We start from the raw sequence: 16,048 nt of genomic DNA on the forward strand, positions 1-16,048 counted from the left end.
TCAAACCGGGAATATGGAAAGCAAAAAGCAGGGAGACTCTCCCTGCTTTTTGCTGTTTCTGATTAGATCTCCATAATAATTGGCAAAATCATCGGCTTGCGCTTCGTTTTTTCATACAAAAACGGCGCAAGAGTATCTGTGATTTCATTTTTGATTTCTGACCATTGATTGGTTTTCCGTTCAAGCACTTTTTCAAGATGTTTTGTAATTAATGCTTGAGCATCGCTAATTAAATCGCCAGATTCCCGCATATAAACAAAACCGCGTGAAATGATATCGGGACCAGCCGCGATTTTGAATTCTTTCATATTGATGCTGACAACGACAATCACAAGGCCTTCCTCAGAAAGAATACGACGGTCGCGAAGCACGATATTGCCGATGTCTCCAATGCCGCTGCCATCAATATAAACAGATCCGGACGGAACTTTACCGACGATTCCTGCTTCCTCTGCACTTAGACCAAGCACTTCGCCGTTGTCCATAATAAAGCAGTTCTCTTCAGGAACCCCGCAGTCAACAGCAAGCTTCGCATGCATTTTTTGCATTCGGTATTCTCCGTGAATCGGCATAAAATATTTTGGCTTCATTAAACGAATCATTAACTTTTGCTCTTCCTGCCCACCGTGACCGGATGTATGGATATCATTTAACGGTCCATGAATCACTTCGGCACCGGCTCGATACAGCATGTTAATCGTACGGTTCACGCTGACCGTGTTTCCAGGGATTGGGGAGGATGAAAAGACAACTGTATCCCCAGGAATAATTTGAATTTGCCGATGCGTGCCGTTGGCGATGCGAGATAATGCTGCCATTGGTTCTCCTTGGCTTCCTGTACATAAAATCGTGACGCGATGGGCTGGGAGGCGATTGATTTGTCCGGCATCAATAAATGTATCCTTTGGACATTTGATGTAGCCAAGTCCTTGTCCAATCTCAATGGCTGCCTCCATGCTGCGGCCGAATACAGCGATTTTTCGATTATTAAGTACTGCAGCTTCAGTTACTTGCTGCAAACGATGGATGTTAGAAGCGAATGTGGCAAAAATAATCCGGCCTTGAACTTTGCGGAAAATATCATGGATGCTTTCACCGACGCGGCGTTCTGACATTGTAAAATGTGGAATTTCGCTATTGGTGCTGTCGGATAGCAAGCATAGAACACCTTCTTTTCCGATTTCAGCCATTTTTGTTAAATTGGCTGGTTCACCTACTGGAGTGAAATCGAACTTGAAATCACCTGTATGCACGATTTGCCCCGCTGGAGTTTTTACGACAATCCCATAGCTATCCGGAATGCTGTGAGTGGTCCGGAAAAACGTAACGGCTGTCTTTTGGAAACGGATCACATCATCCTCTTTAATTTCAATGAGCTTTGTTTGGCTTAATAATCCGTGCTCTTCTAGTTTATTGCGAATGAGTCCTAAAGCAAGCTTTCCACCGTATATTGGAACGTTCACTTGACGAAGCAAATAGGGGATACCGCCAATATGGTCTTCATGACCATGAGTGATAAATAATCCTTTAATCTTTTCTGCATTTTTGACTAAATAACTGTAATCAGGAATAACATAATCAATACCGAGCAGTTCATCTTCCGGGAATTTAATTCCCGCGTCAATGATAATAATTTCGTCTTGGAATTGTACGCCATATGTATTTTTTCCGATCTCGCCTAATCCGCCGAGCGCAAATACACCAACTTGGTTTTCTTTTAAAAACTTCATCATCTAAATCTCCAGTACATTAAAATTTGGGCTTTGTTTTTCATATTCTAAATGAGCGCCCTCAAGAGGCTGAATATATTCAATGTTGATTGCGCGATTTTTAAGTTTTTGGCGTACTTCCCGTTCTGATTCCGCTTCGATATACAGCGTGTTTGTTTTTTCTCTTACAGGCACTTCGTCAAGATTTTCTTGATAAAACACTTTAAAAATCATTGTAAAACCTCTCCTTACTAACCGATAATTTCCCTAACTTTTTTATTATATATAAAATATAGTTGATTTTCATGCTTTTTATTTTGGACACGGCACATGTTCCAAGCAGCGCTGCCTTTTACTTCTATCATCTTTGACGAAACTCCGAGCTTTCATTCATGTCTTTCATTTTAAAAGAAGCCCTTCTTTGTTCTTAAGAAGGGCTGTCCGGTTAAGCGATTGATTTTTTACGGAGCAAATCTTTCCATTGTTGGAGCAATTTTTTCTTGAGCTTCTTCAACATCTCTCATCACTCCCTACTTTTTATTGTACTCATTTCTTGTCGAAAGTAAATGTCCACTTTTTTTATTTAGTATATGAAGATTAAGAAGGGTTTTTCATGGTGAAAGCTGGAAGATTTTTTGTTTGACATTCCTGCTTTTTTTCATTAACGTAATGATGAAGAAATGCAATGATTTTTTATAAAGGTGAGAAAACGATGAAGAAAATTGTATTTTTTGATATTGATGGCACACTGCTTGATGAAAACAAAGAATTGCCGGCTTCTACTGTGCAAGCTATTCAGAAGCTTAAAACATCGGGAGTGTATGTAGCGATTGCGACAGGAAGAGCTCCTTTTATGTTTGAAAATTTGCGGAAGAAATTAGGAATCGATTCCTTTGTCAGCTTTAATGGTCAATATGTCGTTTTTGAAGACGAGGTCATTTATAAAAATCCTTTGCATCGTTCTAAGTTGCATGAATTGAAAGAGCGTGCTCATGAGAATGGGCATCCGCTTGTGTTTATGGATGCCGAAAGGATGAGGGCGAGCGTTGAAGAACATCCATATATTCATGTAAGTATGGAAAGCCTAAAATTTTCTCATCCTCCATTTGATCCGCTTTACTATGAGCAGCGCGATATTTATCAAGCGCTTTTGTTTTGCAAACCAGAGGAAGAGCATGTCTATATCACATCGTATCCTGAGTTTCATTTTGTGCGTTGGCATAACGTATCTACAGATGTATTGCCGTTTGGTGGTTCGAAAGCGGAAGGAATTCGCAGGCTGATCGAACGAGTCGGCATTGACAAAGAGGATGTTTATGCATTTGGCGATGGGCTAAATGATATCGAAATGCTTCAGTTTGTCGGTACAGGTGTGGCTATGGGAAATGCCAATGAGAAAGTGAAAGAAGTGGCTAATTTTGTAACAAAGCGAGTGGATGAAGAAGGGATTTTATACGGACTGAAGCAGCTCGAGCTGATTAAGTAAAAAGAAGGGCGGTCCGCCCTTCTTTTTACGCTTTATCGTTCAATCGGAATCGCATTTTCTGGTGCTTTGAAAGGGTTTTCTTGATCGATGTGATCATAAAACATGATACCGTTTAAGTGGTCAATTTCGTGCTGGAAGACAATGGCCGGATATCCTTTTAAGCGCAAAGTGATATTTTCGCCTTCAAGGGTTGTACCGGTAACCGTAATTCGGGCATAACGCGGTACATATCCGGGAACGTTGCGGTCAACAGACAAGCATCCTTCTCCGCTTGTTAAATAGCAGAGCTGAACGGAATGGCTTATGATTTTTGGATTAAACAGACCATAGCTATATAGCGTTCCTTTTTCATCATGGGCATGAACAGCAATCATTCGTTTTAAGACGTTAATTTGTGGGGCTGCTAATCCAACGCCGGGACGCAGTCCATATTTTGCCGCCGTCTCTGGATCTTGGCTCATTTTTAAGTATTCCAGCATGCTTCGCAAAAGGTCCTGCTCTTCCTTAGAAGCAGGCAAAGCAACTGGTTCAGCAACGGCCCGTAAAGCCGGATGGCCTTCGCGAACAATATCTTTCATGGTAATCATCGCTTATCACTCCTTGTATAATGAAATCATATCAAGCGTGTTGATGATTGAATAAAAACAAATGAACAGTACTGAATTCCTCGCTTTTCTGCTTCAGTAGAAAAGCGGATGGTGAGCCATATCATCTGTTTTAAAGTAAAATAATGGACCATCAACACTAGTGAAATAATATCTGTGCAACTGAAAGATCAAAAAATGATCTGTGAACAATCGACGATTGGAGGCAAGCTTCGGACCTGTTTTCGCCACATATTCGCGTGACAAAGACGCGGAACACGCCGCTTTCAGACCCATTCACGGGGGTATGAAGCGACCCCCCACCGTCGAAAACAATACCATATTATATAGAAGAATTAAATGTTTTTCATCTATAATAGTCTATCAAACAAATTTGTGGATCGTAAATAAACATACGATAAAATGGGTCAGGAAAGAAGGGAATGAAAGATGAAGCAAGCTAAACTATTTTTTCTGATTCTTTGTCTGATGGTTTTCGTGCAAGGGTGCAAGGTGTTGGCACCTGAAAAAGAAGTGATGGATGCGTTGGAGAAAATGGCTAAATACGAGGACAAAATGAACGAAGAGCATGAACAGCTTGTTCGTCTCGAGCAGGAGCAGACAAAGCTGTACAACGAGATCATGGATCTTGGAATGAAACGATTTTCTGAAGTGTCCAAATTATCGCGAAAGGCTCAAGTGCTTATTGAAAAAAGAAACAAGCAAATAGAGGAAGAATATAAAAACATTGAAAAGGCTGAGGAACAATTAACCATCGTTAAGGAAAGCCTTTCGCATGTACAAGATGAAACAATGAAAAAACAGGCGAGTTCCTTGATAAAAATTATTGGTAAGCGGTACGATGCGTACAAGTCAGTATATGATCACTATCATAAAGCGTTAGCGCTAGAAAAGGAATTTTATCGTCTTCTTGAAGATGAGCATATAACGTTAGAAAAGCTGCAACACCAAACGGACCAAATTAATCGTGCATATAAAGAACTGCTTTCAGACAATGACCAATTTAATGATTATACGGAACAGTATAATCAAGAAAAGAAGCGATTATATCGTGAATGGAAATAGCTGTCGAAAAGGCAGCTTTTTTTAATGCCTTAATATACTATAACAGAATATAACACAACTTCATTTATATATTATAACAGATTATTTCATTTTACAATATATGTATGGGAGCGATTCGAGAAATCAAAGTAATTGACGGATGGATTAAGAAGGTGTAAACTTGAAGTTGCAAATAATCATTGTACTAATTTTATTTGTGAAAACATTGATACAGTTTTTTGATTCTCGTAATCCTGCCACATCATGTGCAGACGGCCGGCAAATATTGTCTGTTTATAGCGGAATTTGGGTAAATTAATGCTGTATGAAAGTGCTTGCAGATGCTTGGTATGGTTGATTTTACTTTATATACAAGAAAGGTAGAGGTGAATGGAATGGGTGCGAAAACATCCGTATTCAATTTGAAGAAGCAGCTCGAAAAAGTGGCTGAGCAATTTCCGACTTTCCAAATCTTAAACGAAGAAGGCGAAGTTGTAAACGAAGCAGCGATGCCGAATTTAAGCGATGAGCAACTAAAAGAATTAATGCGTCGAATGGTTTATACACGCGTGCTTGATCAACGTTCGATCTCGTTAAACCGCCAAGGACGCTTAGGATTTTATGCGCCAACGGCCGGTCAAGAAGCAAGCCAGCTTGCAAGCCAATTTGCGCTTGAAAAAGAAGATTTCATTTTGCCTGGTTATCGTGATGTACCGCAAATGATTTGGCATGGACTTCCGCTTTATCAAGCCTTTTTATTCTCGCGTGGCCATTTTCATGGCAATCAGATTCCTGAAGGCGTTAACGTATTGCCGCCACAAATTATTATCGGAGCGCAAATCATTCAAACAGCCGGCGTTGCTTTAGGAATGAAAAAGCGCGGCAAAAAAGCGGTAGCCATTACATACACAGGCGATGGCGGAGCTTCCCAAGGCGATTTTTATGAAGGAATGAACTTTGCCGGAGCGTTTAAAGCCCCTGCTATTTTTGTTGTGCAAAACAACCGTTTTGCGATTTCGACCCCAGTAGAAAAGCAATCAGCAGCAAAAACGATCGCTCAAAAAGCCGCAGCAGCGGGTATTCCTGGCATTCAAGTGGATGGCATGGATCCATTAGCTGTTTACGTAGCTGTGCGTGAAGCTCGTGAGCGCGCGGTTAATGGAGAAGGTCCAACGCTGATCGAAACATTGTGCTTCCGTTACGGTCCACATACAATGGCTGGGGACGATCCAACTCGTTACCGCACAAAAGAACTTGAAAACGAGTGGGAGAAAAAAGATCCGATCGTTCGCTTCCGCAAGTTTTTGGAGAAAAAAGGTCTTTGGAGCGAAGCTGAAGAAAACAGCGTAATTGAGCAAGCGAAAGAAGATATTAAAGAAGCGATCAAAAAAGCAGACGAAACAGCGAAACAAAAAGTAACGGATTTAATGAGCATTATGTATGAAGAGATGCCGTTTCATTTAAAAGAACAATATGAAATTTATAAAGAGAAGGAGTCGAAATAGGCCATGGCGCAAATGACAATGATTCAAGCAATCACGGATGCATTGCGCATCGAATTAAAAAACGATCCGAACGTGTTGGTGTTTGGGGAAGACGTTGGAGTAAACGGCGGGGTATTCCGCGCGACAGAAGGCTTGCAAGCGGAATTTGGGGAAGAACGTGTATTTGATACACCGCTTGCTGAATCTGGAATTGGCGGTCTTGCGATCGGTCTTGCGCTCGAAGGATTTCGTCCGGTTCCTGAAATTCAGTTTTTTGGCTTCGTATATGAGGTCATGGATTCCATTTCCGGACAAATGGCTCGTATGCGCTATCGTTCAGGTGGACGCTACCGTGCTCCAATTACGATTCGTTCTCCATTCGGCGGCGGCGTTCATACACCTGAATTGCATGCGGACAGCTTAGAAGGATTAGTAGCACAGCAGCCTGGATTAAAAGTGGTTATTCCTTCTACTCCATATGATGCAAAAGGATTGTTGATTTCTGCCATTCGTGATAACGATCCAGTTATTTTCTTGGAGCACATGAAATTATATCGCTCATTCCGTCAAGAAGTTCCAGAAGGAGAATACACCATCCCGATTGGCAAAGCGGATATTAAGCGGGAAGGAAAAGATGTATCCATTATTGCTTACGGCGCAATGGTTCATGAATCATTAAAAGCAGCAACAGAACTTGAAAAAGAAGGGATTTCTGCAGAAGTGATCGATTTGCGCACCGTTCAGCCATTAGATATTGAAACGATTATCGGATCTGTAGAAAAAACAGGCAGAGCTGTTGTTGTTCAAGAAGCACAAAAACAAGCGGGAATTGCTGCGAATGTGGTAGCAGAAATTAATGAACGCGCGATTTTAAGCCTAGAGGCTCCGGTATTGCGCGTAGCAGCTCCAGATACGGTTTATCCATTCTCTCAAGCAGAGCCTGTTTGGTTGCCAAACTTCAAAGATGTGATCGAAACGGTGAAAAAAGTCATGAATTTCTAAGCGAAAGAGGAGGAAAATTCCTCCTCTAGCACATTGGAAACAATTAGGAGGTCGACAAACAGTGGCATTTGAATTTAAATTACCAGATATCGGCGAGGGCATTCATGAAGGCGAGATTGTCAAATGGTTTGTGAAGCCTGGGGATGAAGTCAACGAAGACGATGTGCTTTGTGAAGTGCAAAACGATAAAGCGGTTGTAGAAATCCCTTCTCCTGTCAAAGGAAAAGTGCTCGAAATTTTAGTAGACGAAGGAACGGTTGCAACGGTTGGTCAAACATTAATTAAATTTGACGCACCGGGGTACGAAAACTTAAAATTTAAGGGACAGGATCATGACGAACCAAAAGCAGCAGAAGAGCCAAAGCAGGAAGCTGCTCCAGCGCAGGAAGCCTCTTCAGCGGCGGCTGAAGCGGACCCGAATCGCCGCGTCATTGCGATGCCATCTGTACGGAAATACGCTCGGGAAAAAGGAATTGACATCCGTCTTGTGCAAGGGACAGGAAAAAATGGTCGTATTTTGAAAAGCGATATTGATGCATTTTTAGCGGGAGGTGCCGCAACGCCGAAAGCAGAAGCTTCTTCAACAGCTCCAGCAGAGCAATCAGAAGAAAAAGCGGCGTCAAAAGCAGCACCACAACCAGCTGTGCTTGAGGGAGAGTTCCCTGAAACACGCGAGAAAATGAGCGGTATCCGTCGCGCAATTGCTAAAGCGATGGTTAACTCTAAGCATACGGCTCCACATGTCACATTGATGGACGAAGTAGATGTGACAAAATTGGTGGCACACCGCAAGAAATTCAAAGATCTTGCAGCACAGAAAGGAATCAAACTCACATTCCTTCCTTATGTTGTAAAAGCATTAACATCGGCATTGCGTGAATTTCCAACGCTGAATACGTCGATTGATGATGCTACAGAAGAAATTGTCCACAAGCATTATTACAATATTGGCATAGCGGCTGACACAGATAAAGGCCTTCTTGTTCCTGTTGTGAAGCATGCGGATCGTAAATCAATGTTTGCAATTGCCAAAGAAATTAACGAGCTTGCAACAAAAGCGCGCGAAGGTAAGCTTCTTCCAGCTGAAATGAAAGGCGCGTCCTGCACGATTACGAATATTGGTTCTGCTGGGGGACAATGGTTCACACCGGTTATTAACCATCCGGAAGTAGCGATTTTGGGTATTGGCCGTATTTCTGAAAAACCTATCGTTCGCGATGGAGAAATTGTCATTGCTCCGGTATTAGCCTTGTCATTAAGCTTTGACCATCGCATGATTGACGGAGCAACAGCACAAAATGCATTGAACCATATTAAACGTCTGTTAAATGATCCAGAATTATTATTAATGGAGGCGTAAAACAATGGTAGTCGGTGATTTTGCAATCGAAACAGAAACTCTTGTCGTTGGCGCAGGGCCTGGTGGATATGTTGCTGCCATTCGCGCAGCTCAATTGGGCCAAAAGGTAACAATTGTTGAAAAGGCGAACCTAGGCGGTGTTTGCTTAAATGTAGGATGCATCCCATCCAAGGCTTTAATTTCAGCTGCTCATCGCTACGAAGCGGCGAAGCATTCAGAGGACATGGGAATTAAAGCGGAGAATGTCACAGTTGACTTCACAAAAGTGCAAGAATGGAAAGCTAGCGTTGTAAAAAAATTAACTGGCGGCGTTGAAGGGCTTCTAAAAGGAAATAAGGTTGAGATTGTCCGCGGCGAGGCTTATTTTGTTGATGCTAACACGGTGCGTGTGATGACAGAAAACAGCGCACAAACATATAAATTCAAAAACGCGATTATTGCGACAGGCTCTCGTCCAATTGAGCTTCCAGCATTCAAATTTTCGAAGCGCGTCCTTGATTCAACAGGGGCATTAAATCTCCCTGAAATTCCAAAATCCATGGTTGTCATCGGCGGTGGATATATCGGAACAGAATTAGGCACAGCGTATGCGAACTTTGGCACACAAGTGACGATTCTTGAAGGTGCAGATGAAATTTTATCCGGTTTTGAAAAATCAATGAGCGCCATTGTTAAACGCCGCTTGAAGAAAAAAGGTGTAGAAATCTTTGCGAATGCGTTGGCAAAAGGTGTTGAGGAACGAGAAGACGGTGTAACGGTTACATTTGAAAGCAAAGGTGAAACGAAAACAATCGATGCGGACTATGTGCTTGTAACCGTTGGAAGACGTCCGAATACGGATGAACTTGGCCTAGAACAAGTAGGCATCAAAATGACAGAGCGCGGGCTCATTGAGGTTGACAAACAATGCCGCACAAGCGTTCCAAATATTTATGCGATTGGCGATATCGTTCAAGGCCCGCCGCTTGCTCATAAAGCGTCCTATGAAGGGAAAATTGCGGCAGAGGCGATTGCGGGACATCCATCTGAAATCGATTATTTAGCGATTCCTGCTGTTGTCTTCTCAGATCCTGAGTGCGCTTCTGTCGGATATTTTGAACAGCAAGCGAAGAATGAAGGAATTGAAGTTCTAACCGCTAAATTCCCATTTGCAGCAAACGGACGAGCGCTCGCATTAAACGATACGGATGGCTTTATGAAGCTTGTCGTGCGTAAAGAAGACGGTGTTGTAATCGGTGCGCAAATTGTTGGACCAAATGCCTCTGATATGATTGCTGAGCTTGGTCTTGCTATTGAAGCGGGAATGACGGCGGAAGATGTGGCTATGACGATTCATGCCCATCCAACATTAGGCGAGATTGCGATGGAAACAGCTGAAGCTGTTCTTGGCAGTCCGATTCATATTATTAAGTAAAAGCATCAAAGGATATCCCAGCAGAAGGGATGTCCTTTTTTTATCTATTGACTGCGACTAATTTTTCTTTTTGCTTCATATCGTTATGGTATAAAGAAAAAAGGGGATCGTCCAATGAAAGAATATGTTGTTTTTTTGTCGCAGATGATGATTTGGAGCAGCTTTTCACTCATTGAATGGTTGTCTGGCCGCGATCGCCCGCTGTTCCGAGGTTTGTTGCTTTGCATATTTTGGTATTTTGCTTTTTTGCTGGCGAGAAAAATGGGATTGCGCACAAAGAAAGCCATATGGATTACCTTGCTGACGGCGATTATTTATTTTAGTTGTCAGCGGCTTGTCTGGGAAGCATGATCGTTTGTAAATATAAATGGTTGTTCTGACAGAAGCCCATTGATTTCCTTGTTCTTTTAGCCGACTTACAGGCTTTCTTAATCAGATCATAGATACGACAGAAGATGGACATACAGCTGATTCGAAAGCAGAATTCCCCTTTTGGACCGTTGGAGGAAAGGAGAGGCTGAAGCTCTGTTTCATCAATAAAGAAAACGATCGCTATTTGGCTATCGTTTCATTGATAAGCGCTTTTATATTTTGCGTCACTGGCTGCGCTTGTCTGCCCGTGAACAACTTGTTGATCAAGCAATGACAAGCCAGTCTGAAGTGGAATGAATGGGGGGATCAAAATGATAGGAGACAAACATAAAAGTGTGGATGAAAATACTAAATTATCTAGCTAAACGCAGGCTTTTCTGCCTTTGTCTTCAAACAGCGAACGCAAGTGAACGAGCCAGCTGGTATTCTGATTTGAGAAAACATGCGTAGTGGGCAAGCACATCGCTTGCCCACTACGGCACTAAGAATCAAGGGATGTCAATTAGACAATCAACATCCCTTGTACATAAAATTAAAATGGGATTTTCTCTATCATTTTATCGTTTATAAAAATACATGATGCGTCCATTAAATAAATGGAGTTCTCCTTCAAGCTTTTTGGCTAAAAATTTGCAAAATTCATTGGCCTTTCCTTTGTCTCCGTGAGTGGCTCCGTTAGGGAGGGTAATTTGAATAAAGGAACTTGCTTCTGTTTCATTTGGCTGCGTTTGACCGACAACGATGAAAATGGCTTGGTAGCGTCCATTTTTTCCTTTTAAATAAAGCCAAGAGCCGTTTTCGTTGTTCACTTCCATGATTTCATACGGAAAAGCAGCTTCTTTATATTCCCAACCTAATTGTTCTCCTGTCTTTTTTGTCATCTCTTGATATGAATCGAGCAGCTTTTTTACTTCTTCGAGCGTTACCGTCTTTTGCCGTGAAGCAGGAACGAGCTTTATGTATGCATGGGTTGACATAAATAATCACCTCTCTAATCGCATTTTAGCATTAGTAGAAAAAATTTTCTATTGATTTTTTAAATATACTGAATTATAATAAAATTCAGTATATTTAAAAGGAGGGGAGTTTATGGATTTAGTAGATAAGTTGTATGACGAACACGAACAAGTGAAGGTCCAATTTGTGGGATTTGCCACGAAGGACACACGCTATGATTTCGGAATCGTGTATACAAACTTGTTTTTTGGTAAACCGCTTGTCATTTGTATGCAAACTGGACGCTCCGCTCTCCTCGATCCAAGAGATGTAGAAAATCATGAATACTTACAGAATATTTTTCGTATTGATACAGCAAGTCAGACTGCCGATTTGGCTGATTTCTTTTCTGATCTTATTCCACCAGCACCGCTGCATCCCGAGTATGATTACTAAAACAGGAGAGAAAAAAAGCAGGCATTGATGCCTGCTTTTTTTGTATCTTTTTTTAAAAATGTGACATACAAAATAACCATTGACACCTTTAATGTGATATATTATTATTAAATCAGTCAGTCATTAAGTCATCATAAAGGAGTTGTATGGATGGGTACAATCGTTTGTCAAACGTGCAATTCGACAATTGGACATTTTGAAGATGAAAAAGTAACAACACTTTATGGAAAATGTGCAGAATGCACACATGACAAAATAGATGACAACCAATAAGTCACGGTCAAAAGATGGGGGAAGGGTTTCAAAATAAAGAAAACGCATGCGAACGGGAGAAGCATGCGTTTTTTTTGTTATAAAAAACACAGGCTGATCCATCGACTTGTGTTCTCAGGTTGTTGGCAAGTGCTTTCATTCTGCATCGATTGCCTGTCAGTTGTGTCAGACCGTTTGATATCGAAAAATATTGAAACGGCTGGATCTAAAAAAATAGTAGACAAAGTAAATCTCTACTTTGTCTACCACATGGTACTTTTTATAGGGATTGAACCTCTTTAATCACGCGCAATGTCTGCAGTGTATCATCTTCAGGCCCTTGCACCGGTAATCCTACTTCTAAATTCTTTTTAATGTAGGCTAAATTTTCTTCTGTAATAATTTCTCCAGGAATAAAAATGGGAATGCCTGGAGGATAAACCATCACAAATTCAGCGATAATTCTTCCAGCTGATTTTTCGAACGGTACGACTTCTGTGTCTGAATAAAACGCGTCGCGCGGCGTGAAAGCGAGAGAAGGAATATCCGGCAGCAATACTTTCGGTTTGATTTCTTTATCTGCTTGATGGCGAAACTCCTCTGATAAATGACGAAGAGCCGTTATCAAAATGTCTGCTTCCTTCTCCGTGTCTCCAGGTGTGATAATACATAGAATATTGTATAAATCAGATAACTCTACTTCGATATTATACATTTGGCGCAGCCAGTTTTCGACGTCATAACCGGTTAGCCCAAGCTCTTTAACAGAAATAATTAATTTGGTTGGATCATAATCGTATGTTGCGGTTGTGCCTAAAATTTCTTTTCCTACACAGTACAAATGAGGAATTTGATTAATTTGCTCCCGGATCATTTCAGCCAGCTGAATGGCTTTTTCAGCAAGCTCTCGTCCCTCTGTGGCTAAGCGTTTGCGTGCGACATCTAAAGAAGCGAGCAGCAAATAGGACGTAGAGGTCGTCGTGAGCATACTTAAAATCGCTTGAACACGTTTAGCGGATACAAGCCCTTCGCGGACATTTAAAATAGAGCTTTGCGTCATCGAGCCGCCGAGCTTGTGGACACTTGTTGCTGCCATATCCGCTCCCGCTTGCATGGCCGACATCGGCAATCTTTCATGAAAATGAATATGCACGCCATGCGCCTCGTCAACAAGAACGGGAACATGATAAGCGTGGGCGATGTCCACAATTTTTTTCAGATCGCCAGCAATGCCAAAATAAGTAGGGTTTATCACGAGCACTCCTTTTGCATCAGGATGCTGCCTTAAGGCACTTTCTACCGATTCTGGTGTAACTCCATGCGAAATGCCAAGCTCTTTATCAACCTCAGGATGAATGAAAATCGGAGTTGCTCCAGAAAAAACGATCGCGGACATCACCGATTTATGCACATTGCGAGGAACAATGATTTTATCACCAGGACCTGCTACGGACATCACCATTGTCATAATTGCCCCGCTTGTTCCTTGTACAGAAAAAAACGTATAATCAGCACCAAAGGCCTCAGCTGCTAATTCTTGGGCGTGTTTAATGATGCCTTTTGGCTGGTGCAAATCATCTAACGGTCCAATATTAATTAAGTCAATTGCTAATGCGTTTTCGCCGATAAAATGGCGAAATTGAGGATCCATTCCTGCTCCTTTTTTATGGCCGGGAATGTGAAATTGGATCGGATTTTTTTTCATATGTTCTAGCAGTCCGGTAAATAACGGCGTTTCATACTGTGACAATTCTTCCTCACACCTCTTTTTGCATAAAAATAAAACAAATGCATTATAGCACTTATTTATTTGTTTGCAAAGAATCATTTTTGACAAATCAGCCACCTTTTTTCTATAGAATTTTTGTCGCTTGCATCATGGCGTTTTTTCTCGTGTATATAAGTAAAGGGTGATATGCATGCAGTCTAAAAATCTCTAGAGAGTCAACGGTCAGTCACGCCTTGGCATGATCGATTCAGCATGTGATTGATAAATAACAAACAGATAAACAGGAAAATCGCCAGCTTATCAAGAAAGATAGTATACTTAATATGAAAAATGCTTTTTGCATTTATAGGCTTTAGCGATCAGGACAGGCTGGTGATGGCTTGCGTTCATGCTAAAAGGAGGGCCGCAAATGCCTTTTTGTCGCTAGGACTATGATGAAAAAGGAGAAGAACTGGCTGCAATGAATGAACAGCCTTATCAAATGAGGAGGGAACAAGATGGGTTGGAAAACAAGAGTGACAGAACTGCTAGGGATTCAGTATCCAATTATACAAGGAGGATTGGCGTATTTGGCTTATGCTGACCTAGCGGCTGCCGTTTCTAATGCTGGAGGCTTAGGGCAGATTACGGCGATGTCTCTGCCGTCTCCGGATGCTTTGCGCGCTGAGATCAAAAAAGTCAAAGAAAAAACCGATCGGCCGTTTGGAGTGAATTTTGCGATTGGACAGCATGGACGGCCATTTTCGCACATGCTGGAGGCGGCCATTGAGGAGCAGGTACCGGTTATATCGGTTACAGGTGGAAACCCTGCTCCATTTTTCGAACAGCTAAAGGGAGTGAATGTGAAAAAGCTAGTGCTTGTTGCGGCTGTGCGGCAGGCGGTCAAAGCGGAAGAATTGGGCGCTGATGCAGTGATGGTGGTTGGGCAAGAAGGAGGCGGCCATTTAGGAAAATATGATATAGGAACCTTTGTATTGATTCCAAAAGTCGTCGATTCTGTATCGATTCCAGTGATTGCCTCAGGAGGAATTGGAGATGGCCGAGGGCTCATGGCTGCGTTAGCTCTTGGCGCAGAAGGGATTGAGATGGGCACGCGCTTCATTGCGACACAAGAATGTATCCACGCCCATCCATTGTATAAAGAAATGCTTGTTAAGGGATCAGAAAGTGATACAGTTGTTATTAAACGCAGCTTAGGCGCTCCTGGACGGGCCATTGCCAATGAGTGGACGGAAAAAATTTTACAGATTGAGCAGCAAGGCGGAACATATGAGCAATTGAAAACATACATAAGCGGAGAAGCCAATCGCCGATTTATTTATGACGGAAAAACGAGTGAGGGGTTTGCGTGGGCAGGACAAGTAATGGGGCTGATTCATGATGTTCCGACTGTGGCAGAGCTGTTGGAGCGGATGATTCGGGAAGCGGAACAAATTCGCAACAAATGGACAAACTAACAGCGGAGGTGAAAAAGATCGTGGATTACTCATACCCATTTTCTTATGATTGGACAACGCAAGAGGTTATTGATGTGATTAAATTTTTTGAAGCGATTGAAACCGCATACGAACGGGGAATAGAGCGGGAACAATTCATGAGCCTGTACCGTCGATTTAAAGAAATTGTCCCGAGCAAAAGCGAGGAAAAAAAGCTTTATGATGAGTTTGAAAAGGCGAGCGGGTATTCGTCTTTTCAAGTGGTTAAAAAAGCAAAGGAAGCCAAAAATGGCGACTGGATTCAAGGAAATGAAAAATAATTAGACGAATACACAAATTTGTTGCATAGCCCCCTTTCTTGACATAAATATATATAAACAACAACTATCAGAAAATTTCGTTATTTGGGTCGAGAATGGACAAAAGAAAGGGGGACTGGTGTGAATGAAAAAAACAGTCAATTCATTAAAACGGTCGGATGGCGAAAGACGAATGGCGGTATTGCGCCTTGAACTTGATTATGAATTAGCGACTCTTTATGAGGCGATGGTGGAAAATGATGAAGAAAAAAAACAGGAATGCAAAAGAAAATTAGAGAGGCTACGCCAAGAGTTTATGCGTCTTCAATTATAAAAAGACAATCATATGGCGAACCACGCACGATGCGGTTCGTTTTTTCTTGCTGAATATACCAAATTGCACTATTCTAATTTATATTTGTACATACAAGCTTATGATTATTTTTTTGTTTAGGAGGAGTAAA

17 protein-coding genes are annotated in these 16,048 nt (G+C 41.7%); 12 read left to right on the forward strand and 5 right to left on the reverse strand.

Going from position 1 to position 16,048, the window contains the following annotated elements; genetic code table 11:
• Positions 1-62: 62 nt before the first annotated feature.
• Both rnjA and GRQ40_RS18300 read right to left on the reverse strand, forming a co-directional pair.
• Positions 63-1,730, reverse strand: coding sequence for a ribonuclease J1 (gene rnjA / locus GRQ40_RS05880; RefSeq protein WP_044746771.1), 1,668 nt, complete (start codon positions 1,728-1,730; stop codon positions 63-65).
• A gap of 3 nt (positions 1,731-1,733) precedes the next feature.
• Positions 1,734-1,943: a DNA-dependent RNA polymerase subunit epsilon gene (locus GRQ40_RS18300; protein WP_044746652.1), complete on the reverse strand. Its 210-nt coding sequence runs from the start codon at positions 1,941-1,943 to the stop codon at positions 1,734-1,736.
• A gap of 478 nt (positions 1,944-2,421) precedes the next feature.
• On the opposite strand from GRQ40_RS18300, the gene GRQ40_RS05885 reads away from it, so the two are divergent.
• A complete protein-coding gene (locus GRQ40_RS05885) occupies positions 2,422-3,195 on the forward strand; it encodes a Cof-type HAD-IIB family hydrolase (RefSeq protein ID WP_044746770.1) in 774 nt (257 codons plus the stop codon).
• A 32-nt stretch (positions 3,196-3,227) separates the two neighbouring features.
• On the opposite strand, the gene def is transcribed toward GRQ40_RS05885, so the two are convergent.
• Positions 3,228-3,782: a peptide deformylase gene (gene def, locus GRQ40_RS05890; protein WP_044746651.1), complete on the reverse strand. Its 555-nt coding sequence runs from the start codon at positions 3,780-3,782 to the stop codon at positions 3,228-3,230.
• 447 nt (positions 3,783-4,229) lie between these two features.
• On the opposite strand from def, the gene GRQ40_RS05895 reads away from it, so the two are divergent.
• The 6 genes from GRQ40_RS05895 to GRQ40_RS05920 all read left to right on the forward strand — a co-directional run bounded on the left by GRQ40_RS05895 (position 4,230) and on the right by GRQ40_RS05920 (position 10,455).
• Positions 4,230-4,865, forward strand: coding sequence for a YkyA family protein (locus tag GRQ40_RS05895; protein ID WP_080860956.1), 636 nt, complete (start codon positions 4,230-4,232; stop codon positions 4,863-4,865).
• Between the two features lie 374 nt (positions 4,866-5,239).
• On the forward strand, positions 5,240-6,349 hold the full coding sequence (gene pdhA / locus GRQ40_RS05900; RefSeq protein WP_044746649.1) for a pyruvate dehydrogenase (acetyl-transferring) E1 component subunit alpha: 1,110 nt from the start codon (positions 5,240-5,242) through the stop codon (positions 6,347-6,349).
• Between the two features lie 3 nt (positions 6,350-6,352).
• Entirely contained in the window at positions 6,353-7,330 is a 978-nt protein-coding gene (locus GRQ40_RS05905; RefSeq protein WP_159719564.1) for an alpha-ketoacid dehydrogenase subunit beta, read from the forward strand.
• Positions 7,331-7,391: 61 nt separating this feature from the next.
• Positions 7,392-8,690 carry a dihydrolipoamide acetyltransferase family protein gene (locus tag GRQ40_RS05910; protein WP_044746647.1) on the forward strand — a complete coding sequence of 433 codons (1,299 nt, stop codon included), beginning with the start codon at positions 7,392-7,394 and terminating at the stop codon, positions 8,688-8,690.
• Between the two features lie 4 nt (positions 8,691-8,694).
• On the forward strand, positions 8,695-10,104 hold the full coding sequence (gene lpdA, locus GRQ40_RS05915; RefSeq protein WP_066147056.1) for a dihydrolipoyl dehydrogenase: 1,410 nt from the start codon (positions 8,695-8,697) through the stop codon (positions 10,102-10,104).
• Positions 10,105-10,218: 114 nt separating this feature from the next.
• Positions 10,219-10,455, forward strand: a complete 237-nt coding sequence (locus GRQ40_RS05920; protein WP_044746645.1) for a hypothetical protein — start codon at positions 10,219-10,221, stop codon at positions 10,453-10,455.
• A 578-nt stretch (positions 10,456-11,033) separates the two neighbouring features.
• On the opposite strand, the gene GRQ40_RS05925 is transcribed toward GRQ40_RS05920, so the two are convergent.
• Positions 11,034-11,453 carry a DUF1885 family protein gene (locus GRQ40_RS05925; RefSeq protein WP_080860952.1) on the reverse strand — a complete coding sequence of 140 codons (420 nt, stop codon included), beginning with the start codon at positions 11,451-11,453 and terminating at the stop codon, positions 11,034-11,036.
• 112 nt (positions 11,454-11,565) lie between these two features.
• Between GRQ40_RS05925 and GRQ40_RS05930 the strand changes: the two genes are divergently transcribed.
• Together GRQ40_RS05930 and GRQ40_RS05935 are read left to right on the forward strand one after the other, a co-directional pair.
• Complete coding sequence (locus GRQ40_RS05930; protein ID WP_044746643.1) at positions 11,566-11,868, forward strand: DUF3055 domain-containing protein; 303 nt, start codon at positions 11,566-11,568, stop codon at positions 11,866-11,868.
• 150 nt (positions 11,869-12,018) lie between these two features.
• A complete protein-coding gene (locus GRQ40_RS05935) occupies positions 12,019-12,141 on the forward strand; it encodes a GapA-binding peptide SR1P (protein ID WP_044746642.1) in 123 nt (40 codons plus the stop codon).
• Between the two features lie 259 nt (positions 12,142-12,400).
• Here the strand turns inward: GRQ40_RS05935 and GRQ40_RS05940 are convergent, their stop codons facing one another.
• Entirely contained in the window at positions 12,401-13,870 is a 1,470-nt protein-coding gene (locus GRQ40_RS05940) for an aminotransferase class I/II-fold pyridoxal phosphate-dependent enzyme (RefSeq protein WP_159719565.1), read from the reverse strand.
• 476 nt (positions 13,871-14,346) lie between these two features.
• On the opposite strand from GRQ40_RS05940, the gene GRQ40_RS05945 reads away from it, so the two are divergent.
• From GRQ40_RS05945 to GRQ40_RS05955, 3 genes are all read left to right on the forward strand, one after another.
• On the forward strand, positions 14,347-15,306 hold the full coding sequence (locus GRQ40_RS05945; RefSeq protein ID WP_080860950.1) for an NAD(P)H-dependent flavin oxidoreductase: 960 nt from the start codon (positions 14,347-14,349) through the stop codon (positions 15,304-15,306).
• Positions 15,307-15,326: 20 nt separating this feature from the next.
• Positions 15,327-15,605, forward strand: coding sequence for a UPF0223 family protein (locus GRQ40_RS05950; protein WP_159719566.1), 279 nt, complete (start codon positions 15,327-15,329; stop codon positions 15,603-15,605).
• Positions 15,606-15,729: 124 nt separating this feature from the next.
• Positions 15,730-15,918 (forward strand): hypothetical protein, encoded by a 189-nt coding sequence (locus GRQ40_RS05955; protein WP_044746640.1) that lies wholly within the window; start codon positions 15,730-15,732, stop codon positions 15,916-15,918.
• Positions 15,919-16,048 lie beyond the last annotated feature (130 nt).

This window comes from Anoxybacillus sp. PDR2, from assembly GCF_009834045.1.
GTDB lineage: Bacteria > Bacillota > Bacilli > Bacillales > Anoxybacillaceae > Anoxybacteroides > Anoxybacteroides rupiense.